Raw genomic sequence first — 24096 nt, 5'->3', positions numbered from 1 at the left:
TAGGTCAGAATGATAGAGCCAACGCGACAGACGAACGGGGCGTTTCGCCAGAAAATGCCCACTACAACTAAGACCACCTAAACCCACGATGACTTCCTCCCACACACAGCCCTTGGCCTCTGCCGATCAGATGCGCGAGACGCTTCGTCGCATCAGTCACCTCAAGGGGCGCCAAGCCGATGAGGTGTCGCTTCAAGAGGTGCGTGCGCTGGTTGGCGTAGCCCCACACCGTCGCGATCTGTTGATTGAACATTTGCACCAACTCAACGACACCTATCGCGGTTTGCACGCGCGCCATTTGGTGGCTTTGGCCACAGAGATGAATCTGCCGCAGGCCGAGGTGTTGGAAGTGGCGACCTTCTACCACCACTTCGAGGTCATTCGCGGTGATGAAGCGGTGCCCAGTTTGACGGTGCGTGTGTGTGATGGTTTGAGTTGCGAATTGGCCGGTGCTCAAGCGTTGTTGGCCAAATTGCCAACCCTGCTGGGGCGTGCCGATGTGCGCGTGGTGGCTGCCCCTTGCGTGGGGCGGTGCGAACAGGCACCGGTGGCCGTGGTGCATCAAAACGCTGTGACCCATGCCACGCCAGAGTCCGTCGTGGCGGCTGTGCAAGCTGGCCATACACAAGCGACTTTGCCCGATGCCTTGCGGTTGGCCGAGTACCGCGCGCAAGGGGGCTACGACTTGCTGACGGCGCTGGTCCAAGGTGATGACAAGGGCACGCAGCCACACATCACGTCTGAACAAGTGCTGCAAGCGATGGAGGCGTCGGGCTTGCGCGGCTTAGGCGGTGCGGGTTTTCCGGCAGGGCGCAAATGGCGCATCGTGCGCGAGCAAGCGGCACCGCGTTTGATGGCGGTCAACATCGACGAAGGCGAGCCTGGCACCTTCAAAGACCGCACGTATTTAGAGCGCGACCCGCATCGCTTCTTGGAAGGGCTGCTGATCGCCGCACATGTGGTGGGCATTGACGCCGTTTACATCTACTTGCGTGACGAGTACCACGGCTGTCGTGCGTTGTTGACGCAAGAGTTGGCCGCGTTGCAGGCCAACCCACCTTGCCCCTTGCCCACCCTCGTGCTGCGACGCGGTGCGGGGGCTTACATCTGTGGCGAAGAGTCCGCCATGATCGAGAGCATTGAGGGCAAACGTGGCGAGCCGCGCATGCGTCCGCCTTACATCGCGCAAGTGGGCTTGTTTGGTCGCCCCACCTTAGAGCACAACTTTGAAACGCTTTACTGGGCGCGCGACATCGTGCAAAAAGGCCCCGCGTGGTTCAGCAGTTTCGGGCGCAACGGACGCCAAGGCTTGCGCAGCTTCAGTGTGAGCGGGCGCGTCAAACAGCCCGGGGTGAAGCTGGCGCCTGCGGGCATCACCCTGCAAGAATTGATTGACGAGCATTGCGGCGGCATGTTGGATGGCCACACCTTGTACGCCTATTTGCCCGGCGGCGCGTCAGGCGGCATCTTGCCTGCGCGTATGAACGACATTCCCTTGGACTTTGACACCTTGCAGCCCTATGGGTGTTTCATTGGCTCCGCGGCGGTGATGGTATTGAGCCAGCACGACCTTGCCCGCGATGCGGCTTTGAATATGATGAATTTCTTTGCGCACGAGAGCTGCGGCCAATGCACGCCGTGTCGTGTAGGCACGGCCAAAGCCGCGCAGCTCATGCAAGCACCGGTGTGGGACAACGCCACGCTGGAAGACCTCAACCAAGTCATGACCGATGCGTCGATCTGTGGTTTGGGACAAGCAGCGCCCAATCCTGTGCGTTGCGTGCAAACGTATTTCCCTCACGAGGTGGCTTGAATGAATGCGCCCATTTCCAAACAAACGCTGATGCCAGCCACTGTGGCGTTCAAGCTCAACGACCAAACGGTGCACGCCTACGAGGGCGAGAGCATTCTCAAAGCTGCGCAGCGCCACGGCGTAGACATTCCTCATCTGTGTCACAAAGACGGCCTTCGCTCCGATGGCAATTGCCGTGCGTGCGTGGTCGAAATCAAAGGCGAGCGCACCTTGGCCCCCAGCTGCTGTCGCACGGCGACGGCGGGGCTCGAAGTTCTGGTGAGTGACCGTGCGCTGAAGAGTCAGAAGATGGTGTTGGAGATGTTGCTGTCGGACATGCCGGATGTGGGGCACAAATGGAATGATGCGCCGGGCGCATCCCCCGCCGCCGCGGACTTGGGGCAGCACGGTGAACTCAGCGACTGGGCTTCTCGGTTGAAAGTGACGGTGCGTCCTGCCTTGCGTGCGCTGCGTCGCGAGCAACCGGCGTGCGACGTGTCGCATCCGGCGATGGCGGTGAACCTTGATGCGTGTATCCAGTGCAACCGCTGTGTGCGAGCTTGTCGTGAAGAGCAGATGAACGATGTGATCGGTTATGCCAACCGTGGCGCGCACAGTCAGATCGTGTTTGATTTGGGCGATGCCATGGGCGACAGCGCGTGCGTGGCTTGCGGGGAGTGTGTGCAAGCGTGTCCCACGGGCGCGTTGATGCCTAAAACACAAGTCGGTTCGCAAGCGGTCGACAAACAAGTGGACTCGGTGTGTCCGTTCTGCGGCGTGGGCTGCTTGCTCACTTACAACGTGAAAGACAACAAAATCGTCAGCGTGGATGGGCGCGACGGCCCGGCCAATCACAACCGCTTGTGTGTGAAGGGCCGCTTTGGGTTTGACTACATCCACAATCCCCAGCGCTTGACGGTGCCCTTGATTCGCAAAGCGGGTGTGCGCAAAGATCCCGCCGCTTTGAGCCAGCTCAACGCGCATGCGGCCGATTGGTCGCAGGTGTTTCGTGAAGCCACTTGGGACGAGGCCTTGGCTTTGGCTTCGGGTTCACTCAAGCAGTTGCGCGACACGCATGGCAAAAAAGCCTTGGCCGGTTTTGGTTCAGCCAAAGGCAGCAACGAAGAGGCTTACCTGTTTCAAAAATTGGTACGCACAGGCTTTGGCTCGAACAATGTGGACCACTGCACCCGCTTGTGCCACGCCTCCAGCGTGTCGGCTTTGTTAGAAGGCGTGGGTTCTGCGGCAGTGAGCAACCAAGTCAACGATGTCGAACATGCCAGCCTGATTTTTGTCATCGGCTCCAACCCCACCGCCAACCACCCCGTGGCCGCGACGTGGATGAAGAACGCGGCCAAACGTGGCGCCAAGATTGTGTTGGCCGACCCGCGTGTGACCGACATTGGCAAACACGCGTGGCGCACGCTGCAGTTCAAGCCCGACACCGATGTGGCCATGCTCAACGCCTTGATTCACACGGTGATTGACGAGGGGCTGGTGAACGAAGCGTTCGTCCGTGACCGCGTCAACAACTTTGAAGCCTTGAAAGAAAACGTCAAAGGCTACAGCCCCGAAGCGATGGCGCCCATTTGTGGCGTGCCCGCCGAAACCCTGCGCGAGGTGGCCCGCGAATTTGCTACCACCAAGAGCGCCATGGTGTTGTGGGGCATGGGCGTGAGTCAGCACATTCATGGCACCGACAACGCGCGTTGCTTGATTGCCTTGGTCAGCGTGACGGGCCAGATCGGTAAACCTGGCTCAGGCTTGCACCCCTTGCGTGGGCAGAACAACGTGCAAGGGGCCAGTGATGCAGGCCTCATTCCCATGATGTACCCCAACTACCAGCGCGTGACGAACTCAGCTGCGCACGATTGGTTTGAAAAGTTTTGGGACACGCCGCTGGATGACCAGCCCGGTTACACCGTGGTCGAAATCATGCACAAAGCCTTGGCCGATGACAGCGATCCGCACAAGGTGCGCGGCATGTACATCATGGGCGAGAACCCCGCCATGAGCGACCCCGACTTGAACCACGCCCGTCATGCCTTGGCCTCGCTGGACCATTTGGTGGTGCAAGACATTTTCATGACCGAGACCGCTTGGCTGGCCGATGTGGTGCTGCCCGCCACCGCCTGGCCTGAGAAAACCGGCACGGTCAGCAACACCGATCGCATGGTGCAACTGGGTCAGCAAGCGATTGAGCCACCGGGCCAAGCCCAACCCGATTTGTGGATCATCCAGCAAATGGCCAAAGGCATGGGCTTGCATTGGCACTACGAAGGTGCGCACAGCGGCGTTGCAGCCGTGTACGAAGAAATGCGCCAAGCCATGCACGCCAGCATCAGCGGCATCACGTGGGAGCGCTTGCAGCGCGAGTCCAGCGTGACCTACCCGTGCTTGACAGCCGACGATCCGGGTGAGCCGACGGTGTTCAAACACCACTTCGACACCGACGACGGCCGTGTGCACTTGGTGCCCGCCGACATCATTCCCGCCAACGAGCGACCTGATGCTGCGTACCCATTTGTATTGATCACGGGGCGGCAGTTGGAGCATTGGCACACAGGCAGCATGACGCGTCGCGCCACCGTGCTTGACGCGATTGAGCCGATGGCCACCGCCTCCATGTGTGGTGCTGATCTCACGCGCTTGGGGTTGCATGCGGGCGATGTGATGACGATTGCCTCGCGCCGTGGCCAAGTGAGCTTGCATGTGCGACGCGATGACGGCACACCTGCTGGCGCGGTGTTTGTGCCCTTTGCGTATTACGAAGCTGCGGCCAACTTGATGACCAATGCAGCGCTCGATCCATTTGGCAAAATACCTGAATTCAAATATTGCGCGGTGGCTGTGCATGCTGGGGGCGTAGTGCCCGACGGCACAGGCTTTGGCCTCAACCGCGCCTTACACACGGACGCATCCTCATGAAAGCTCGTTTAGTCATCATCGGTTATGGCGCCATCGCTGCAGAGTTGATTGGCCGCTTGCGCGATAAGCACGGGCCTGATTGTGTGTTGGCTGTTTTGTTGCGCGCCGGTTCTCCCTCGCTCAGCAAATTACCTGCTGGCGTGACCGGCTTGTTCAGCATGGACGAGGTGCTGCAATTCAAACCCGACTTGGTGGTGGAAGCGGCTGGCCACCATGCTGTGCACAGCTATGCGCACGCTTGTTTGGCTGCAGGTCTGTCGTTTGTCGCGGTGTCGGTGGGGGCCATGGCCGACGAAGCGTTTTTCAATCAGCTCTGCCAAGCTGCCGAGCAGGGCGGGGCGAAGTTGATTTTCCCCAGCGGCGCCATCGGTGCGTTGGACTACATCCGTGCCGTGCGCGATTTGCCCGACACACAGGTGGTCTATGAATCTCGCAAACCGCCATCGGCATGGGCCGACGAGTTGCAACGTTTAGGCATTGCGCAGCCGTTGACGGAGGACGTGGTGTTGTTTGATGGCCATGCGCGTGAAGCGGCATTGCGCTATCCCCAAAACTTGAACGTGGCCGCCAGTTTGGCTTTGGCGGGTACGGGCTTTGAACGTACGCAAGTGCGCATCGTGGTCGACCCCCAAGCCAAGGGCAACACACACCTTGTACACGCCACAGGCGCGTTTGGTGAGATGCATGCCGACATCACCAACCGTCCGTCACCGGACAACCCCAAAACATCATGGGTGGTGGGTTTGAGTTTGTTGGCGACGGTGGAGCGCTACTTTGCGCCGGTGGTGTTTGGCTAAGTTAAACCGCCAAATAACGCTCACGCACGCTGGCATCCGCACGGAACGCGGCGGAGTCGCCAGACCACACGCAGCGGCCTTTTTCCATCACATAGTGGGTGTCGCACAGGGTGAGCAGTTGCTGCATGTTTTTGTCGGTGACCAAGATCGACAAACCCTCGCTGCGCAGCACGTTCAAGGCCGCCCAAATCTCTTCGCGAATCAAGGGCGACAAGCCTTCGGTGGCTTCGTCCAAGATCAGCAGTTGCGGGTTGGTCATCAAGGCGCGGCCAATGGCCAGCATTTGCTGTTCGCCACCCGAGAGCTGGTTGCCAAAGTTGTTTTGACGCTCGGCCAAGCGCGGAAAGAAGGCGTACACGCGTTCTAAGTTCCAGGCCTTGCTGCCTGCACGCGCAGGCCGCGCGGTGGCCACCAAGTTTTCCCACACGGTAAGGTTAGGAAAAATTTGCCGCCCCTCAGGCACCAAGCCAACGCCCAGTTGTGCCACGCGATGGGGGGCCCATGTGTGAATGGCTTGTCCTTGCCACAACACCTCGCCTTGCCACAGCGGCAACAAGCCCATGATGCTTTTGAGGGTGGTGGTCTTGCCCATGCCATTGCGGCCTTGCAAGCTCACACATTGGCCAGCTTGAACGGAGAGGGTCATGCCAAACAACACTTGGCTGGCGCCATAGCCGTTGGTGGCTTGTCGAATTTCTAACAGCGGCGTGCTCATGCGCTCAGTTCCTCATCGCCCAAATAGGCTTCACGCACGATGTCGCTGGTGCGCACGGCATCGGGCGTGTCGCACAGCACCACTTGGCCGTAGACCAGCACGCTCACCTCATCAGCCAGCGAGAACACGGCATGCATGTCGTGTTCGATCAACAAAATGGCAAACCGCTGGCGCAGGCCTTGCAGCACATCAATCATGTGTTGCGTTTCAGCCGGGCCTAAGCCCGCCATGGGTTCATCCAGCAAGAGCACATCAGGCTGTGAGGCCACCGCCATGGCCAATTCAATTTGGCGTTGCTGACCGTAAGACAAATTGCGCACGCGCTGTTGGCGCACGGCCAGCAAGCCCAGCAGGTCCAACACGGCGTCGCTGCGTTCGACCAATTCACGTTGCGCGGTGGCGGCTTGCCAAAAATGAAAGTTGTGGCCTTGTGCGGTTTGCACGGCCAGCAACACATTTTCTAAAGCGGTGAACTCAGGAATGACCGAGTTGATTTGGTACGAACGACCCAAGCCTGCGCGCGCGCGCTTGGCCACCGACCAATGCGTGATGTCTTGGCCTTTGAGAAAAATTTGCCCTGCATCGCTGCGCACTTCGCCTACGATTTGGTTCACCAGGGTGGTCTTGCCCGCGCCGTTGGGGCCAATCAGCGCGTGGATGTGTCCGGCTTGCAGGCTGATGTTCACATGGTCGGTCACGCGCAGACCGCCGTAGTTTTTCACCAAGCCGCGTACTTCTAACAAGCTGCTCATCTCAACGCTCCTCCAGCAGGCCCCAGAGCCCGCGCTTGAGGTAAATCACGATCAACACGATCAGCGGGCCCAAGATCATGGGCCAGCGCTCGGTCAGCAGTTTCAAACCTTCTTCGGTCAGCAGCAGCGCAAAGGCGCCTACCAAGGGACCAAACACGCTGCCCATGCCACCCAAGAGCACCATCACAATCAGCTCGCCCGAGACCGCCCAGGTCATCATGGCGGGCGACACAAAGCCCGTGAGGTTGGCCAAGAAAAAGCCTGCCAACGCGCACAACACCGCCGAGATCACATAGGCTGTGATGCGATAGGGCAGGCTGCGTGCACCCAAGGCTTGCACACGCCGATCATTGGCTTTGGTGGCGCGCAATACCAACCCAAAGCGCGAGGCCACCACATGTTGCAACACCCACAACGCCAACAGCACGGTGATGAGCAGCGACACATACATGGCAAATTTGTTGCCAGTTAAGAAATCGAAATCGCTGAGTTGTTGCAGGCTGATGCCGTCGTCGCCACCAAAGGCTTTGAGACTGACGAAGACGTAATAAAACAGCTGAGCAAAAGCCAACGTGATCATGATGAACGCAATGCCTTGTGTGCGCAGCGCCACCCAGCCCAAAGGTGCGGCAATCACCACCGTCACCAACACCGCGGTGGCCATGTGCAGCCAACCAGAGTGCAACCCCAAGCTCGACAAAATACCGACGGCATAGGCGCCCAAGCCGATGTACATGGCATGGCCCAAGCTCACCATGCCGCCAAAACCCAGCGCCAAATTTAAGCCCAGCGCAGCCAAACCAAAGGCCAAAATGCGGCCAAACAAGGTGAGGGCGTACACGTCTTGCGTGAACCACGCGTACACCGGCACGGCGGCCAAGGCGGTGATGAGCAGGCCAGCCAATGCGGTACGCAAGCTGGTGCGTGAGGATGCTTGTGGGGTGCTCATTGTTGACGTGCCTTCACAGGAAACAGGCCATCGGGTTTGAACGCCAACACCAAGACCATCAACAAATACACCAGCATGGACGCCAAGGCAGGGCCTGCGGCGTTGGCCACCGAGGCGTCAAACAATTCACGCAGCCAAATCGGCAGCAGCACGCGGCCCAGTGTGTCGACCACGCCCACGACCAAGGCGCCTAAGAATGCGCCGCGAATCGAGCCAATGCCACCAATCACGATGACCACCAAGGTCAACACCAAAATCGGCTCGCCCATGCCTGGCTGAATGGACAAAATAGGCCCCACCATGGCGCCTGCCAAACCGGCCAAGCCTGCGCCCAAGGCAAACACAAAACGGTTGAGCCAACCAATGTTCACGCCCAGCGCAGACACCATCTCGCGATTGCTCGCGCCCGCACGAATCAGCATGCCAATGCGGGTGCGCTCAATCAGCGCATACAAACCCACAGCCACGGCGAGGCCCACGCCGATGATGGCGAAGCGGTAAGCGGGGTAGTTGAACCCAAAAATTTGCACCGAGTTCGACAGCGCCTCGGGCGTGTCCATGAATAGCGGTGAATTGCCCCAAGCCCAGCGCACAAACTCGTTGCTGAACAACACAATGCCAAAGGTGGCCAGCACTTGGTCGAGGTGATCCCGTTTGTGCAGCACAGCCAAACCACCCGCATCGAGCAGCGCAGCCAATACAAACACGCCCACCGCTGCCGCCAACAAGGCCAGCACGAACGAGCCCGAGGCCGCAAACACCAAAGCGGCAAAGTAAGCGCCAAACATATAGAGCGCGCCATGGGCGAGGTTGATGAAGCTCATGATCCCGAAGACCAAGGTCAGCCCCGCCGCCATCAAAAACAACAGCACACCAAATTGCAGCCCGTTGAGGCTCTGTGCCAATAGCAAATTGAAACTCATGCGATCTTTAAAAAAGAACCGGGGTTTGCCTCAAAGCCAACCCCGGTGTGTGTGACAAGACGGTGCTTATTTGAGCGGGCAATCTTTCACATAAGGATCAGCCAAGTCTTTGAGTGGCGTGGAGGCCGTTTTGAGCGACACACGGCCTTGCGCATCCTTGGCCACTTCAAACACGTGCATGTCTTGGATGGGGAAGCCGTTCTTGTTGAAACGGAAATTGCCACGCACCGACTTGAAGTCGGCTGCGCGCAAGGCGGCTGTTAACGCCGCTTTGTCGCTGGCCTTGCCACCGGTTTTCTTCAAGGCGCTGTCGATCAACAACGCTGAGTCGTACGACTGAGCGGCGTATTGCGAAGGAATGCGGTTGTACTTTTTCTCGAAGTCGGCCACAAACTTTTTGCTCGCCGCATTGTTGAAGTCAGGCCCCCAGAAAGTGCCCGATATCACGCCGAGTGCGGTGTCTTTCAGCGCAGGAAGCGTCGAGCCATCGGTGGTGGACACCGACAGCAAAGGAATTTGGCCCAGCAAACCGGCTTGGCGCATTTGCTTCACAAAGTTGACGCCCATGCCGCCTGGGTAAAACACAAACAAGGCGTCAGGCTTGGCCGCTTGCATTTGGGCAATTTCGGCGGAGTAGTCGGGTTGGTTCACCGTGGTGTACACCTCGCCTGCCACACCACCTTTGAAGTAGCGCTTGAAGCCTGCCACGTTGTCTTTGCCCGACTGGTAGTTGGGCGCCATGATGTAGACGTTTTTGTAGCCTTTGTCGGTGGCGTACTTGCCCACCACTTCAGCTTGCATGTCGTTTTGCCATGACGTGAAGAAGAAGTTGGCATTGCACTGCGCACCGGCCAAGGGCGCTGGGCCTGCGTTGGAGCCCACGAACACTGCTTTGCCATCGGCCAAGGGCTTGGCCACGGCCATCATCACGTTAGAGAAGGTCACGCCGGTGACGATGTCGACCTTGTCGCGTTCGATGAACTTGCTGACGATTTGCACGCCCAGTTCAGGCTTGAGTTGGTCGTCTTCTTTGAGCACTTCAATGGCTGCACCGCCCAGCTTGCCGCCTGCATGCTCCACCCCCAACATGAAACCGTCGTACATGTCTTGACCCAAGGCGGCTGCAGGACCCGACAGGGTGGACATGAAACCAATCTTCACTTGGGCAGAGGCCGATGTGGTGGCCAATGCGCAGGTGGCAATGGCTGCTGCGCAAATGGCTTTGAGGGTGCGTTGTTGCATGAGCTGAGTCTCCGGTGTGGTTCAAAAAATCAAAAGGCCGTGTTGGGGAAATTATGTGCGCAACGTTGGTGCCAAGTTTGCCAGTCTCTGCCAGCATGAACCGTTCCGCAATGTGGGCAGGTTCGTTGGGTGTCGGTGGTGTCGTAAAACGAGGCAAAGGCTTTGGGCAAGTCTTCCACGATGCTTTGCAGTTGCAGCTCGCGGCGGGCCACCATGTGACCGCATTCGGCGCAGTACCACTCGAAGGCATCCATCTCGCCTAAGGGGCGGGTGCGTTCGATCACGGTGCACATGCTCCCAGCTTCGGGGCGTTGGGGTGAGTGGCGCACAAAAGCGGGCAACAAAAACACATCGCCTTCGCGCAAGTGCACGCGCTCAAACTTGCCGCGATCGGCAATCAGCAGCGATGCGTTGCCTTTGAATTGGTGGAAATATTCTTCGAACGGATCGACGTGAAAGTCGGTGCGTTGGTTGGGGCCGCCCACGACGGTGCAAATCAAATCGGAGTTCTTCCAAATTTGCTGATTGCCCACGGGGGGTTTGAGCAAATGGGCGTGGTCATCGGTCCAGCGTTGAAAGTTCAGCGGCGCGCTGTAATGGTCGTGGCGTGGTACATCGTGAGAAGAAGTCATCGGACTTTATTTCCTGAAAAAATGTTGCCACCAGCGGCGCAACGGTTGAGACAAAGCATATAAGAAAAACCAAGCGCCAGCCCTCGGTGATTCACCCGATAAGGCCTGTGCAAAACGTTCAAAAAACTGTTCACTCAAACGCTGTGCACTGGCTTGTACCAAACGGTTGCCGAGCTGTGCCAAGGTGCCTTGCAGCTGCGGTTGCGCAGACCATGTCAAACGTGTTTGTGAGCCGACTTGCTCTAGGCGCACATGCACTTGCGCTCGACCGCTGCCCAAAGCACCGGCTTGACCTGACACATCCAAACCACATTGCGCATGCGCAGACCCTGGCGTGGGCGCCATGTCAGGATGCAGTTGCACCGTGGTTTCAAACTTGGCCGAGACCGGGCCCAACCCGACTTTGACCGTCGCTTGGTAATGGTTCGCGCTGAGTAATTGCATGGCCGAGCAACCCGGAATGCTCATTTGCAAGATGGCGGGGTCCAGCAGCGCTTGCCACACCTGCAGCAAGCGCGCGTTCAATGTGTGTTCGCCATGCAAGCTGTGGCCCGGTGGGATGGCGCCGGGTGTTTGCTGTGTGGCTTGGTGGGCAGCGCGGCGTTGCGAGGTGCGTGGCATGGCGGGCGATTCACCCGTTTGATGCGCCACCGCACGACGGCACAGCACGGCTGTTAAATGTGCGCGATAGCTGGCACTGGCGTGCACATCGCTCATGGCCTCTGCGTCAGAGATGTACAAACCATCCAAGGCCGACACGCGCCAGTTTGCTGTGAGGGCGTCTTCGGCTTCATGCCAGCGCGTCACGCCATGCCCCAAGCCCGTCACGGCCACGCGCACCGTGTGTTGTGCCGAGCGTGTGACAGCGATGCCGACTAACGCAAAGCGCGAGGCGGGTTGTTCGTACTTGATGTAGTGGCCCGATGCGATAGGCGCAAACTTCAGGCCCAAGATCAGCTCGCCCGGCTGCAAGGCGGTGGCGAACAAGCCGACAAAAAAATCGTCTGCTGCCATCTCGCGTTGGGTGGTGACCACCGTGGCTGCGCAGGCCAACACACCGGCCGGCCAGCAGGCCGCAGGGTCGTTGTTGGCGAGAGAGCCGCCCAAGGTGCCCACATGGCGTATTTGCGGATCGGCAATGCCACCCGCCAAGTGCGCGAGCATGGGGCACCACGCTTGAACGTCAGCGCTGTTGGCCACCGCTTCGTGCGTGACCATGGCACCGATCCACAAGTGATCGGGGTGACGTGTGATGTGTTGCAGCTCAGGCAGGTCTTGCAAGTCCACCCAATGCGTGGGCTGGCACAGGCCAAGCTTCATGGCCGCGAGCAGGCTTTGCCCACCGGCCAAGGCTTGCGCATCTGGGTGCGCCGCCAGCATGGCTTGCGCTTGGGCCAAGCTTTGGGGGCGAAGGTAGCCGGTGTGTTTCATGGCGCAGTGGTACCCGATGGTGGTGTGCGCAGCAAAGTCAGGCCTTCGCACACGGCTTTGACAATGCCTTCATAGCCCGTGCAGCGGCACAAGTTGCCAGACAGCGCATGGCGCACAGCGTGGTCTTCGGCGGGCACTGCTTCATGCACCAAGGCCAGTGCGCGCATGACCAAACCCGGTGTGCAAAAACCGCATTGCAACGCATGGTGCTTGCTGAAGCATTGCTGCATCACATGCAATTCAGACGCGTTGGGGGCCACACCTTCAATGGTGGTGATGTGTTGCCCGCTGCATTGCACGGCCAAGCGGTTGCACGATTTCACGGCTGCACCGTCGACCAGCACGGTGCAAGCACCGCACTGTGCGGTGTCGCAGCCTTGGTGTGTGCCGGTGAGTTGGCACTCTTCGCGCAACACCTCCAACAGCAAACGCGATGGCGCCACGTCCAAGCGCATCGCTTGGCCGTTGACGTGCAGTTGCAGCGGTGCGTTCATGTCAGGCCGTGCGCAAGCCGCATTGCGCAAACGCTTGGCGTGTGGCTTCGCGTTCGGCTTCGGTCAATTGCAGCAATGGGCGACGCACCGGACCACCGTGTTGTCCGAGCAGCTCTTGCCAGTATTTGCCGTGCGCTTGCGGCTTGCCTTTGGGCTTGCTGTGTTTGATGGCTTCGCGCACAGGGTCCAAGCTGTCACGCACTTTGCGGGCTTCTTCAAACTTGCCTGCAAAGGCCAGTTGGGTGTATTCGTTCATGCGCTGGTCCACCTTGGATTGCAACAAGAAGGGTGGCGTGGAGCAGAGGTAGAGCTTCCAACCGAGTTCGATGATGTTCTCTAACCAATCCGGCTCATCGGGGTTGCTGACGTGAATTTTGTCGCCCACCATCTCGGTCAGACGCGCGTATTTGGCGCGGTCGGTGCTGTACTTGATGGCCACGACGTTGGGCAACTCGGCAATGCGGGCGCACAGCTCGGGGCTCATCACGTAGCCGCAGTCGGGGTGGTTCCACATGGCCAAGCCGAGGTCAACTTTTTCGGACAAGTAGCGGTAGTACTCGTAAATCGTCTCGTCGGTGTCGGCGCCAAAGTGCAGCACGGGGCTGTGCACGATCACGTAGTCGGCACCCACGTTTTTGGAGTGTTCGGCCAGCTCCAACACCACATCGAGGTTGGTGTCTGAGCACGAGGTGACGATGCCGCATGCGCCTGCACCGTTGCGATTGCCCGCATCGCTGGCGACTTCGACTGACAGGTCGATCAAGCGCTTGCGCTCGGCGATAGACATCGAGAAAAACTCAGCCTGTTTGCCTGCGATGAACAAGCCACCCAGCTTCAAGTCGTTGACCCAGTGGTTCAGGTTGTCACGGTAGGCTTTTTCGTCGAGCTGCAAGGCGTCGTTGAAGGGGGTGAGGTTGGCTGCCCAAACGCCCACCATGTGTTCGCGTGCGTATTCTTTGGCTTCTGACTTTTTGTATTTCACGGGGTTTCCTTTTCAAAATGGGTCGACAAAACACGCCAGAGTTGTTCTGACGTGAGGGGGAGTTGCAAATCGAATTCGCCCAAAGGCGAGAGCGCATCACGCGCGGCATTCATCAACGCAGCGGGCACGCCAATGCAGCCCGCTTCACCCACACCTTTGGCGCCCAACAGGTTGTTGGGGCTGGGGGTGTGCATGCTGCTGATGTCAATCGGGGGCATGTTGTCGGCGCGCGGGATGGCGTAGTCCATCAACGAGCCGGTGATGAGTTGGCCTTGGTCGTCGTAGACCAAACGCTCCAGCATGGCTTGACCCAAACCTTGTGCCGCACCGCCTATCAATTGGCCGTGGACCAACTGGGGTTGCAGCACATGGCCCGCGTCATCGACCCAAGTGATGCGTTCGATGGTGGGGGTGCCGGTGTCGATGTCGATGCGCATTTGCGCGATCACGCAGCCGTAGCTCCATGCTTCGTTGGATGTGAATTTTTCTTCGGCGGTGATCGGCAGCGCTTCGCCACGTTCGCGGCGAGCCAGCACAGCACGACACGCTTGCACGATGGCACTGCCCCCAATGGCAATGCTGCGGCTGGCCAGCGCACCGGTGCCTGCTGGGCATAGGGCTGTGTTGCCCATGTGCACGTCCACGTCTGAGGCTTCGCAACCCAAGATGTCGGCAGCCAGTTGTGCAAAGGTGGTGACGTGGCCTTGGCCTTGCGCAGGTGCACCGCTGGCCACGGTGACGTGGCCGTTCTCATGCCAAGTCACGCGTGCCGATTCCCACCCTTGACCGCAGGGCTCCACATACAGCGCCATGCCAATGCCCACCAGTTCGCCTTTGCGGCGGCGTTCAGATTGTTCAACGCGTGCGGCGTGGTAGCCAAATTGTTCGCAGGCTGTGTGGAGTGCCAAGGCGTAATCGCCAGAGTCCAACACTTCGCCCGTGGGCGTGGTGTAGGGCATGTCTTGGGCGGCAATGAGGTTGCGCAAACGCAAGTCCACCGGATCGATTTGGCATTGACGCGCGGCTTGTTCGATCAAGGTTTCCATCAGCAAGGCGGCTTCGGGGCGACCTGCGCCTCGGTAGATATTGACCGGCGCAGCATGCGCGCGCGTGGCCATGCCTTCAATGTCGAGGTGCTTGAGCGCATAAGGCCCAGGCAAGATGCGCGCAGCGTTGCGCAGCGGTACCACGGCAGAAAACGGCAGCCATGCGCCCAGCGTGAAGTGCAGCCGTGCCCACAAGCCTTCCAGCATGCCTTCGGCGTTGACGTGCAAGCGGCCTTGCAGCACTGAGCCACGGCCTTGCATGCCCGCCACAAAGTCGTCTGAGCGGCTGGCCACCCATTGCACGTGACATTGCATGTGTTGTGCGGTGAGGGCTGTCAGCAAGTCTTCCGGACTGACCGAGGCTTTGGCGCCAAACGCACCCCCCACATCGGGGCTGATGAGCAGCACTTGCTCGGTCGGTATTTGCAGCACCCTTGCCAAGTCGGCTTGCGCACGGGAGGGGGTTTGCGTGCCCAGCCACACGGTGATGTGGTGTGGGCTTTTCACATCCACATCCGAGTCGATGCCATGCAGCATGGCACTGCAGGCACGTGGCTCCATGGGCATGGCGCTGACGCGTGGTGACTGGATGTGCGCCTGCACCACATGCGTGCTGCCCGTCGGCATTTGGCCGCTGTTGTGTTGAGTGCGTGTGGTGGCGTCGGTGGATGCGAAGTCGTTGCTGGGTGGCAGGGTGTGCAGTGACAGCGCGACTGCGCCTGCGGCTTCACGGGCGATGGCGCGGCTGGTGGCGACCACCACCGCCACAGGTTGCCCTACATAGGCCACATGGTCATGCGCGAGCAAAGGAAACGTGGTGTCTTGCACCACGTGTAGCAACGGGTTGTGTGCGGGCAGGCTGTGCTGTCCCAGCTCGGTGCTGGTCAGTACCGCCAACACCCCGTCGATTTGCATGGCCGCATCGGTCTGGATGCCCAGCAACTGCGCATGCGCTTGCGGGCTGCGCACAAAGGCAATGTGGCAAGCATTGGGAATCACCACGTCTTGCCCAAAGCAGCCCGCACCGCGCAGCAAAGCACTGTCTTCGCGGCGCAGCGGTTTGGCTTGGGGCGCGTGCAAAGCTGCCGCGTTGCCAATGGGGGAAGTGGGGTTGAAGTGAGTCACAGCTGGATTTAATCAAACCCTGCGCCTGCGTGGGGCGATATAAATTGAACAATCGTGCAGTCAATTTGTTGAATCTGGGGTCTGCCGTCTGCGACATAAACTCAGGCCATGAGTTCCAAGATCGCTGCCTCCAATTTGAGTTTGAGACAACTGCGTGCCTTTTTGGCCGTGGCCCAAGAATCAAGCATGACCCGTGCGGCTGAGAAACTGCACCTCACGCCCTCGGCCTTGTCGATGTTGGTGCGCGGCATGGAAGACGATTTAGGGGCGCGTTTGTTTGACCGCACCACACGCCGCTTGGTGTTGACAGAAGCTGGGCTTGCGTTCTTGCCCACGGTGGAACAGGTGTTTGCGCAGTTAGAGGCCGGTATTTCTGCTTTGCAAAATTCACAGCATGTGAAGGCGGGTCGCTTGCGCGTGGCGGCATCGCCTTTGTTGGCGAGCGCTTTGTTTCCCAAAGTGATTGCGAGTTTTCGTTTGCATCACCCACAGGTCAAGGTCACGTTGTTGGACGCTTCTGTGGAATCTTTGCCCGAGTTGGTGCGTCGTGGTGAGGCGGATATGGCGGTGTGCACCGCCAGCAGCGATGCTGCAGATTTATTGGCGACACCGGTTTACACCGACAAGCTGATGTTGGTTTGCCCCCGTGCGCATCGTTTGGCGCAGCGACGCGAGGTGGAGTGGCAAGACTTGCTGGATGAGCCTTTGATCTTGATGCGCCACGGCAGCGGCCTGCGTGTGTTGGTAGACAAAGCTTTTGCCAAATGGAACAAACACATTCAGCCCGCGTACGAGGTGTCGCAAGTGGCCACCGCCTTGGGGCTGGTCAGCGAGGGCGAGGGCATTTCGGTGTTGCCTTCTTATGCGATCTCGCGCGCACAAACCTTGTCGTCCACCACCGTTGTGGCGACCGTGGATTTGGTCTCTCCCAGTGTGTCGCGTGAAATTGTGGCCCTGACCAAAGAGGGCGCTGAGATGACGCCCACTGTGCTGATGTTTGTGGATCAGTTCAAGAAACACGCGGGAGCCGGGTTGTTTTGATCAAAAAAAAGCCCAGCAAACTGAACTGCTGGGCTTTCGGTGTGTAGCGCCAGTTAGGCTTTGGCGTGATAGCTCGTCACACGTTCCACTTCGTTCTTAGAACCCAAGATCACGCTCACACGTTGGTGCAGTTGCGTGGGTTGAATTTCCAAGATGCGTTGTTGGCCGTTGGTCGATGCACCACCGGCTTGTTCGACCAACCAGCTCATGGGGTTGGCTTCGTACATCAAACGCAGCTTGCCCGCTTTGCCGGGTTCGCGTTTGTCCCAGGGGTACATGAACACGCCGCCACGGGTCAAGATGCGGTGCACGTCGGCCACCATGGAGGCAATCCAACGCATGTTGAAGTTCTTACCGCGTGGGCCTTCTTCGCCCAACAGGCACTCGTCGATGTAGCGCTTCACGGGCTCGTCCCAGTGGCGCATGTTGCTCATGTTGATGGCGAACTCTTTGGTGTCGGCGGGAATGCGCACGTTCTCTTGGGTCAACACAAACGAGCCTTGCTCGCGGTCCAAAGTGAACATGGCCACGCCGTCACCCACGGTCAAAACCAAGGTGGTTTGTGGGCCGTACACGCAATAGCCCGCAGCGACTTGTTGGGTGCCGGGTTGCATGAAGTCGTCTTCGCTGACACCTTTGTTGGGGTCTACCTTTTTCAACACGCTGAAGATGGTGCCGATGCTGACGTTCACGTCGATGTTGCTGGAGCCATCGAGTGGGTCAAACATCAACAGGTATTCGCCTTGTGGATAGCGGTTGGGTACCACGTGGATGCTGTCCATTTCTTCGGACGCCATGGCCGCCAAGTGGCCGCCCCATTCGTTGGCTTCAATCAACACATCGTTGGCGATGATGTCGAGTTTTTTCTGAACTTCGCCTTGCACGTTTTCGCTGCCTGCCGAGCCCATGACGTCGCCGAGTTCGCTGCCCAAGGCGCCTTTGTTCACGGCGTGGCTGATGCTTTTACAGGCACGTGCGACCACTTCGAGCAACAAGCGCAGCTCGGAAGGAATGCGGCCTTTGGCGCGTTGTTGTTCAACGAGGTAGCGGGTTAAAGAAATGCTCATGACTCGGTCCTTAGTTTGAAAGAGCGCGCGAGACAACCTCACGCACATCGTTGCTTAAATCGGCTTTGGCGGCGACGCGTTTGATGGCTTCGTGCGCGGCGGTGCGGTAGGGCTCGGCCAGCTTGCTCCAACGGTCCAAGGCGCGTGCCAAGCGGGCGGCGACTTGGGGGTTGATGGCGTCGAGCTCCAACACGCGTTCGCTCCAGAACACATAGCCTGCTGCATCGCTGCGGTGGAAGGCGCCTGGGTTGGCGCTGCAGAAGCTGAAGATCAGGCTGCGCGCGCGGTTGGGGTTTTTGATGTGGAAATCGGGGTGCAACATCAAATGGCGCACCACGGGCAACACGTTGCCACCGCGGTCTGGGCTGCCCGCTTGCAGGGCAAACCATTTGTCCATCACCAAGGCTTCGTTGGCGAACAGGTTGTAAAAGCGTTGCAAGGCATCGGCTGCCAAGGCATGGCCGCTGCTGACCAAGGCGTTCAACGCGTTGAAGCGGTCGGTCATGTTGTGTGCGTCTTTAAAGACTTGCAGTGTGCGGCCTGGCCACACCACATCGCCGGTGCTGCGTGCATCTAAGCAGAGCATGGTCAGCGCCAAGCCGCTCAAGGCGCGGCGTCCGCTGGACAGCGGGTCGGGGCGGTAGTTGCCGTTGTCGCGGTGGGTGTTGAAGGCCCAAGCCCAGTCGTCGTGCAGTTCACGGGCGAGTTGGGCACGCATGGCCTCACGCACTGCGTGGATGCGCTGTGGGTCCACCACATCGAGCTGTTCGGCGATGTAAGTCTCGGCGGGCAGGGTCAGCACCAGTTCTTTGAACGCGGCATCCAAGGTGGGGTTGCGCAGCACGGTGCGCAGGGCTTGCACCAGCGCGTCGTCGAGCACTTGCGTGGGTTCGCCTTCGGCTTGAACGGCGCTCAGTGCGGCGTTCAAACACAGGCGTTGTGCGGCTTCCCATTGGTTGAACGGGTCGGTGTCGTGCGCCAAGAGCGTGAGCAATTGGTGGGGCGTGAAAGCCATCTCCAACACCACCGGTGCGCTGAAATCACGCAACAGCGAGGGCACGGGGGCGTCGTCTGTGGTGATGGGTAAATCATGGAACTCAAAGGTCTGTGTGGCTTCGGTGAGCACCAGCAATTGGCTGGGCAGCACTTCACGGCCATCGGCGCCGATCAAGCCCATTTGCACGGGAATGACAAACGGGGCTTTGCTGTCTTGGCCGGGGCTGGGTGGGCAGCTTTGGCTCAAGGTCAGGGTGTAGCGGCGTGTGGTGGCGTCGTAGGCGCCTGTCGCTTGCACGCGGGGCGTGCCTGCTTGGGCGTACCAACGTTTGAATTGCGGCAAATGCTGGGCCAAGGCCGAATGGGGGTTGGCGTCTGCAATGGCTTGTGCGAAGTCGTCGCAGGTGACGGCTTGGCCGTCGTGACGCTCAAAGTAAAGCGCCATGCCTTTGGCAAAGCCTTCACGGCCGGTGTGGGCCAAGCCGCCTTCGGTGCCTGATGCCGTGATGGCGGGGGCCGCTAAGGTCTGCATCATGCGAACCACTTCGGAGCCTTTTTCGTAAATCGTGACGGTGTAGAAGTTGTTGATTTCTACATAGCTGTCAGGACGCACGGGGTGGGCCATCGGGCCTGCGTCTTCAGGGAATTGCGCGGTGCGCAACAAGCGCACGTCTTCAATGCGCTTCACGGCTTTGGCCGAGGCTGCAGCGGCGCGGCCTTGCACAGGGTCTGTGGCGCTGTGCGTCAGAGCGTCAGCGGCCAAGTCTTGGCTGAACTCTTGGTCGCGGAAAACGGTGAGGCCTTCTTTGAGCGAGAGTTGGAACCAGTCGCGGCAGGTCACGCGGTTGCCGGTCCAGTTGTGGAAGTACTCATGGCCCACCACGCTCTCGATGTTGGCGTAGTCGGTGTCGGTGGCCGTGGATGAATTGGCCAACACAAACTTGGTGTTGAAGACGTTGAGGCCCTTGTTCTCCATCGCGCCCATGTTGAAGTCGCTGGTGGCGACGATCATGAAGCGTTCCAAATCGAGTTCTAGGCCAAAGCGTTTTTCGTCCCACGCGATGCTGGCCATGAGCGAGTTCATGGCGTGTTCAGTTTTGTCCAAGTCGCCCGAACGCACGAAGACTTGCAGCACGTGGTCTTTGCCCGAGCGGGTTTTGACGCGCTGTTCACGGCACACAAACTTGCCCGCGACCAAGGCAAACAAGTAGCAAGGTTTCTTGTGCGGGTCCACCCAGCGGGCGAAGTGGCGTCCGTCTTCAAGCGGGCCTTCTTCCACCAAGTTGCCGTTGCTCAGCAGCACGGGGAAGGCGGCTTTGTCGGCGCGCAGCGTGACGCTGTAGTGCGACATCACATCCGGGCGGTCTAAGAAATAGGTGATGCGGCGAAAGCCCTCGGCCTCGCACTGCGTGAAGAACGAGTCGTTGCTGACGTACAAGCCCATGAGCTTGGTGTTCTTGGCGGGCAGGCAGGTGGTGAAAATTTCCAGTGCGAAGGCTTCATGGCCTTCAGGCAAGTTCTCCAGCACCAACTGGCTGCCGTCCATCTTGAACGAGGTGCCTTGGCCGTTGACCAACACGCGCGCCAAGTTGAGCTCGTCGCCGTCCAAACGCAGCGGCTGGGCCGCCACATCGGGGTTGCGGCGCACGGTCATTTTGTTGAGCACGCGGGTCTTGGCGGGGTCCAAGTCGAACGTCAGGTCGACGGTGTCGATCCAAAACGCGGGTGCGGTGTAATCCGCACGTTGAACCAGTGGGGCAGTGCCTTCACGCAGCATGTTGGTGTCCTAGAGAGAGGGAAAAGGGCGAAAAACGGACCAGCCGTTAAACGCCTTGTTTGAGCGAAGCTTCGATGAATGCGTCCAAGTCGCCGTCCAGCACTTTTTGGGTGGCCGAAATTTCAACGTTGGTGCGCAAGTCTTTGATGCGGCTGTTGTCCAGCACGTAGCTGCGAATTTGATGGCCCCAGCCCACATCGGTCTTGGTGTCTTCGAGCTTTTGCTGTTCTTCTTGGCGCTTGCGCATTTCAAAGTCGTACAAGCGGGAGCGCAGGCGTTTCCACGCCACGTCACGGTTGCTGTGCTGGCTTCGGCCGTCTTGACACTGCACCACGATGCCGGTGGGCATGTGGGTCAAACGCACGGCAGAGTCGGTTTTGTTGATGTGCTGACCACCCGCGCCAGAGGCTCGGTAGGTGTCGGTGCGCACGTCGGAGGGGTTGATGTCGATCTCGATCGAGTCGTCAATCTCGGGGTACACAAACACCGAGGCAAACGAGGTGTGGCGGCCACCTGAGCTGTCGAACGGTGACTTGCGCACCAAGCGGTGCACACCGGTTTCCGTGCGCAACAAACCAAAGGCGTATTCGCCTTCGATCTTGATGGTGGCGCCTTTGATGCCGGCTACGTCACCCGCAGATTCGTCTTCCACCGTGGTTTTGAAGCCTTTGCGTTCGGCGTACTTGAGGTACTGGCGCAGCAACATGCTGGCCCAGTCGCAGGCTTCGGTGCCACCGGCGCCGGCTTGGATGTCCAAGAAGCAATTGAGCGGGTCCGCCTCGTTGCTGAACATGCGGCGGAATTCGAGTTCTTCGATGGTTTTGACCAAGCCTTGGGTGTCGGCTTCGATGGTGAGCAAGCCGTCTTCGTCGTTGTCGGCCTTGCTCATCTCAAACAACTCGGTGTTGTCGGCCAGCTCTTGGGTCAGGCGTGTGAGGGTAACCACCACGCCGTCGAGAGTTTTCTTTTCGCGGCCCAGTTCTTGGGCTTTTTTCGGGTCGTTCCAGACCGTGGGGTCTTCTAGCGAGGCGTTGACGGTGCGCAGGCGTTCAGCTTTGGCATCGTAGTCAAAGATACCTCCGGAGGTCGACCGTACGCACGCTCAAGTCTGCGAGGGTGGTGCCAATGAGGTTGGTGCGTTCAGCTTCCATGATGGTGTCTTCTTTAGGTGTCTGGGGGAAACCGCAGATTTTCTCACGTTCAGAAGTCGTGGCTGTATGCCAGCAAAAAGCCCGCAGTGCCCAGCATTGACGCTTGTACCGAATGGTCGCCTGAGAAGTGATAGCCCAAGGACGGAATGATGGCGGGGGCAATGCCGTAGTTGTTGAACGGGATTTTGTCTTTGTAAGCCCCTTTGTAGCCATAAAGGAGGCCACCTGAGAGCTTGAAAAACACGTTGGGGTTGCCCATCACGCCCGTCCAGCGTTGGCCCACAAAGCCGTAAAGCGAGGGCTGGCCAAAGGAGTTGGTGAAAAAGGCGAGGCCACAAAAACGTCCGCTGATGTCTTGACGCTCTAGACTAATTAAGCGCACAGGGCGGTGTTCTGGGTTGTAGCGCCAGTGCTCTGCATAGGGTGAAAGTATCAATTGCCAAGGTTTGACATGCGGTGTGTCAGGCGTCTCGTCCGCTTTCAGTGCGCTGGGGCAAGGCTGAAAGTTGTGCGCGGTGTTGAGCAGGTCGGTCGACTGCGCGTGTGCCAACGGGTTGGCACATAAAAAAGCCATCCAAACCACGAGATGGCTTGCTAATTTCAGTCGCATTCAAAAACCTAGGTGTGTATCAAAAGTAGTTAATTTTAGGTGAAGTCCGCAGGGGGTGAGCGATGCTTCCCAAGCGGGCGTTGGCTAGGTTTTAACGCCGGGTGATGGCCGCAGGGCCAATGTCTTGCAGCGGTCCGAGCGGATTGTGCTGTATGTCGACCTCGTAAATCTCGGGCTGACCACCCCAAGAGCGGTACACCACGGTGTCGTCGACCAACAAGATCAAGGCGTTGAACCGCCAGCCGGTGGTTTCTGAGCGACGTCGAAAGTTGGTGAAGTCGGCCAAGAAGCCGCCTGTGCGGGCTTTGTTGATTTTTGCAATGTTCACTTCCCAGCCGCGACAGGCGTCACGTGCGTTGATGCATCGCAAGATGCCAGGGCCTAGATCGTCCTTGGTCAACACGCTGCCGTTTAAGACGCGTCGCACGATGTCGGGGTACGACAAGATGATGGTGTTGGGTTGGTAGGTGGGGCCAAGCTTCAAGGCCGATACATCGTCGACGTGGCTCTGCATCGGGGTCAAGCTCTCAATGGCGGCTCGCGCATCTTGAAAGGTTTGAAATGAGGGCGATTCTGTGCGCGCTTCGGGTAACAAGCTCGCGCACGCGCTGAGCAGGCTACAGGCGATGAGCCAAGCAAGGCGAGCGAATGAGCGGGGCAGTTGAGATGGCTTTGGCATAAAAAAGCGCATGGCATTGCAATGCGCCATTATTGCCACCTTAAAAATGGTTTGAAAGCTAGGCCAAAAACGTTTCAAGCAATTGCGCCAATTCTTCTGGCTGGTCGTGGTGCAGCATGTGCCCCGCGTCTTGAATTACCGCGTGTTGCAGTTGTGGTACCGAGGCAATGCGCGCCATGAATTCGGTCAGCGTGTATTTGTCTTTCCACCACTGTGTGAGGCTGTCGGTGCCCGCCACCACGCACAGGGTGGGCGCGGTGATGCGCTCGTAAATGGCCTGTGTTTCGTCGACCTTGAAAAGTTGCGCGTTGATCACTTTGTGCGCGGCATGGCCCAAGATGCGCCATTCGCCTTGCGCGTTGGCTTGCGACCAGTGCTGCGCTAACCAATGCGCTTTGTCTGAGCCAAGCTGGGGGTTGGTTTTCATCAAACGTTGGGCCACGCCTTCTAAGCTGGCGTAGGGTTTGAGGTCCATCTCGCCGCGCTGCACGGCCTTGAGTTCGTCCATCCATTTGGCATAACGCCCAGGGGCTTGGCTAGCGCGCGAGGCGGGCATGCCAAAGCCTTCGAGGTTGACCAAGCGTGCAATGCGCTCTGGCCGAATGCCGCTGTACATGGTGGCAATGTGCCCGCCCATGCTGTGGCCCACCAAATTCACGGGGCGGTCGCCCACGTAGTGGTCGAGCAGCTGGTCGAGGTCGGCCAAGTAGTCGGGGAACCAGTAGTTGTCGATCCCTGGCGTCTCGGTCAGGCCAAAGCCGCGCCAGTCGGGGGCAATCACCCAATGGTCGTGTTGCAGCGCATCGATGACGAACTGAAACGAGGCCGACACATCCATCCACCCGTGCACCATCACCAGCGGCGTGCGTTCGGGGCTGGGCGTGCCCCATTGGCGGACGTGGTAGTTCAGATGTCGTATAGGTACAAATTCGGTGCGGGAGGCTTTTTGGATTGGGTACATTCTTTG

The 24096-nt window shown here is 59.0% G+C and carries 20 protein-coding genes; 4 read left to right on the top strand and 16 right to left on the bottom strand.

Features of this window, described 5'->3' with window-relative positions:
- The first annotated feature begins 88 nt into the window (after nt 1-88).
- The 3 genes from C5F52_RS22880 to C5F52_RS22870 are packed head-to-tail and all read left to right on the top strand — an operon-like array spanning nt 89 to nt 5517.
- The gene (locus tag C5F52_RS22880) at nt 89-1813 is read left to right on the top strand and encodes an NADH-ubiquinone oxidoreductase-F iron-sulfur binding region domain-containing protein (protein WP_236657980.1); all 1725 of its coding nucleotides are present in this window, start codon (nt 89-91) and stop codon (nt 1811-1813) included.
- Complete coding sequence (gene fdhF / locus C5F52_RS22875) at nt 1814-4720, top strand: formate dehydrogenase subunit alpha (protein WP_104800665.1); 2907 nt, start codon at nt 1814-1816, stop codon at nt 4718-4720.
- Nucleotides 4717-5517, top strand: a complete 801-nt coding sequence (locus C5F52_RS22870; protein WP_104800664.1) for an aspartate dehydrogenase — start codon at nt 4717-4719, stop codon at nt 5515-5517. The genes fdhF and C5F52_RS22870 overlap by 4 nt, the downstream gene beginning before the upstream one ends.
- 1 nt (nt 5518) lies before the next feature.
- On the opposite strand, the gene C5F52_RS22865 is transcribed toward C5F52_RS22870, so the two are convergent.
- The 10 genes from C5F52_RS22865 to C5F52_RS22820 all read right to left on the bottom strand — a co-directional run bounded on the left by C5F52_RS22865 (nt 5519) and on the right by C5F52_RS22820 (nt 15808).
- Complete coding sequence (locus C5F52_RS22865) at nt 5519-6232, bottom strand: ABC transporter ATP-binding protein (RefSeq protein ID WP_104800663.1); 714 nt, start codon at nt 6230-6232, stop codon at nt 5519-5521.
- Nucleotides 6229-6984: an ABC transporter ATP-binding protein gene (locus C5F52_RS22860; RefSeq protein ID WP_104800662.1), complete on the bottom strand. Its 756-nt coding sequence runs from the start codon at nt 6982-6984 to the stop codon at nt 6229-6231. Before C5F52_RS22860 ends, C5F52_RS22865 begins: the two co-directional genes overlap by 4 nt.
- A 1-nt stretch (nt 6985) precedes the next feature.
- Nucleotides 6986-7933, bottom strand: coding sequence for a branched-chain amino acid ABC transporter permease (locus C5F52_RS22855; RefSeq protein ID WP_104800661.1), 948 nt, complete (start codon nt 7931-7933; stop codon nt 6986-6988).
- Nucleotides 7930-8856, bottom strand: coding sequence for a branched-chain amino acid ABC transporter permease (locus C5F52_RS22850; RefSeq protein ID WP_104800660.1), 927 nt, complete (start codon nt 8854-8856; stop codon nt 7930-7932). The genes C5F52_RS22855 and C5F52_RS22850 overlap by 4 nt, the downstream gene beginning before the upstream one ends.
- Nucleotides 8857-8922: 66 nt before the next feature.
- The gene (locus tag C5F52_RS22845; RefSeq protein WP_104800659.1) at nt 8923-10098 is read right to left on the bottom strand and encodes an ABC transporter substrate-binding protein; all 1176 of its coding nucleotides are present in this window, start codon (nt 10096-10098) and stop codon (nt 8923-8925) included.
- 29 nt (nt 10099-10127) lie between these two features.
- Entirely contained in the window at nt 10128-10730 is a 603-nt protein-coding gene (locus C5F52_RS22840) for a 3-hydroxyanthranilate 3,4-dioxygenase (RefSeq protein WP_104800658.1), read from the bottom strand.
- A 6-nt stretch (nt 10731-10736) separates the two neighbouring features.
- Complete coding sequence (locus C5F52_RS30445; RefSeq protein ID WP_161499754.1) at nt 10737-12161, bottom strand: FAD binding domain-containing protein; 1425 nt, start codon at nt 12159-12161, stop codon at nt 10737-10739.
- The gene (locus tag C5F52_RS22830) at nt 12158-12655 is read right to left on the bottom strand and encodes a (2Fe-2S)-binding protein (protein WP_104800657.1); all 498 of its coding nucleotides are present in this window, start codon (nt 12653-12655) and stop codon (nt 12158-12160) included. The genes C5F52_RS30445 and C5F52_RS22830 overlap by 4 nt, the downstream gene beginning before the upstream one ends.
- A 1-nt stretch (nt 12656) precedes the next feature.
- Complete coding sequence (locus C5F52_RS22825; RefSeq protein ID WP_104800656.1) at nt 12657-13637, bottom strand: dihydrodipicolinate synthase family protein; 981 nt, start codon at nt 13635-13637, stop codon at nt 12657-12659.
- Nucleotides 13634-15808 (bottom strand): xanthine dehydrogenase family protein molybdopterin-binding subunit, encoded by a 2175-nt coding sequence (locus C5F52_RS22820; RefSeq protein ID WP_104800655.1) that lies wholly within the window; start codon nt 15806-15808, stop codon nt 13634-13636. The genes C5F52_RS22825 and C5F52_RS22820 overlap by 4 nt, the downstream gene beginning before the upstream one ends.
- A 108-nt stretch (nt 15809-15916) precedes the next feature.
- Here C5F52_RS22820 and C5F52_RS22815 point away from each other — a divergent pair, with 108 nt between their 5' ends.
- Nucleotides 15917-16849, top strand: coding sequence for a LysR family transcriptional regulator (locus C5F52_RS22815; RefSeq protein ID WP_104800654.1), 933 nt, complete (start codon nt 15917-15919; stop codon nt 16847-16849).
- Nucleotides 16850-16902: 53 nt separating this feature from the next.
- Here the strand turns inward: C5F52_RS22815 and C5F52_RS22810 are convergent, their stop codons facing one another.
- The 6 genes from C5F52_RS22810 to C5F52_RS22785 all read right to left on the bottom strand — a co-directional run bounded on the left by C5F52_RS22810 (nt 16903) and on the right by C5F52_RS22785 (nt 24090).
- Entirely contained in the window at nt 16903-17916 is a 1014-nt protein-coding gene (locus C5F52_RS22810) for a class 1 fructose-bisphosphatase (protein ID WP_104800653.1), read from the bottom strand.
- A 10-nt stretch (nt 17917-17926) separates the two neighbouring features.
- Complete coding sequence (gene pepN / locus C5F52_RS22805) at nt 17927-20689, bottom strand: aminopeptidase N (protein ID WP_104800652.1); 2763 nt, start codon at nt 20687-20689, stop codon at nt 17927-17929.
- A gap of 46 nt (nt 20690-20735) precedes the next feature.
- Nucleotides 20736-21840 (bottom strand): peptide chain release factor 2 gene (gene prfB / locus C5F52_RS22800; protein WP_104800651.1). Its coding sequence is split into 2 segments (ribosomal slippage): nt 20736-21758 and nt 21760-21840, totalling 1104 coding nucleotides; the frame shifts between segments, so codons are not numbered across the junction.
- A 49-nt stretch (nt 21841-21889) separates the two neighbouring features.
- Nucleotides 21890-22414, bottom strand: coding sequence for a hypothetical protein (locus tag C5F52_RS22795; RefSeq protein WP_104800650.1), 525 nt, complete (start codon nt 22412-22414; stop codon nt 21890-21892).
- A gap of 127 nt (nt 22415-22541) precedes the next feature.
- Nucleotides 22542-23129, bottom strand: coding sequence for a hypothetical protein (locus tag C5F52_RS22790; RefSeq protein ID WP_146100145.1), 588 nt, complete (start codon nt 23127-23129; stop codon nt 22542-22544).
- Between the two features lie 58 nt (nt 23130-23187).
- Nucleotides 23188-24090, bottom strand: coding sequence for an alpha/beta fold hydrolase (locus tag C5F52_RS22785; RefSeq protein WP_104800648.1), 903 nt, complete (start codon nt 24088-24090; stop codon nt 23188-23190).
- Nucleotides 24091-24096: the final 6 nt, after the last annotated feature.

It is taken from the genome of Limnohabitans sp. TS-CS-82, assembly GCF_002943475.1.
The sequence above is the reverse complement of the archived record's forward strand: the minus strand, read 5'-3'. Positions and strand labels throughout refer to the sequence as shown.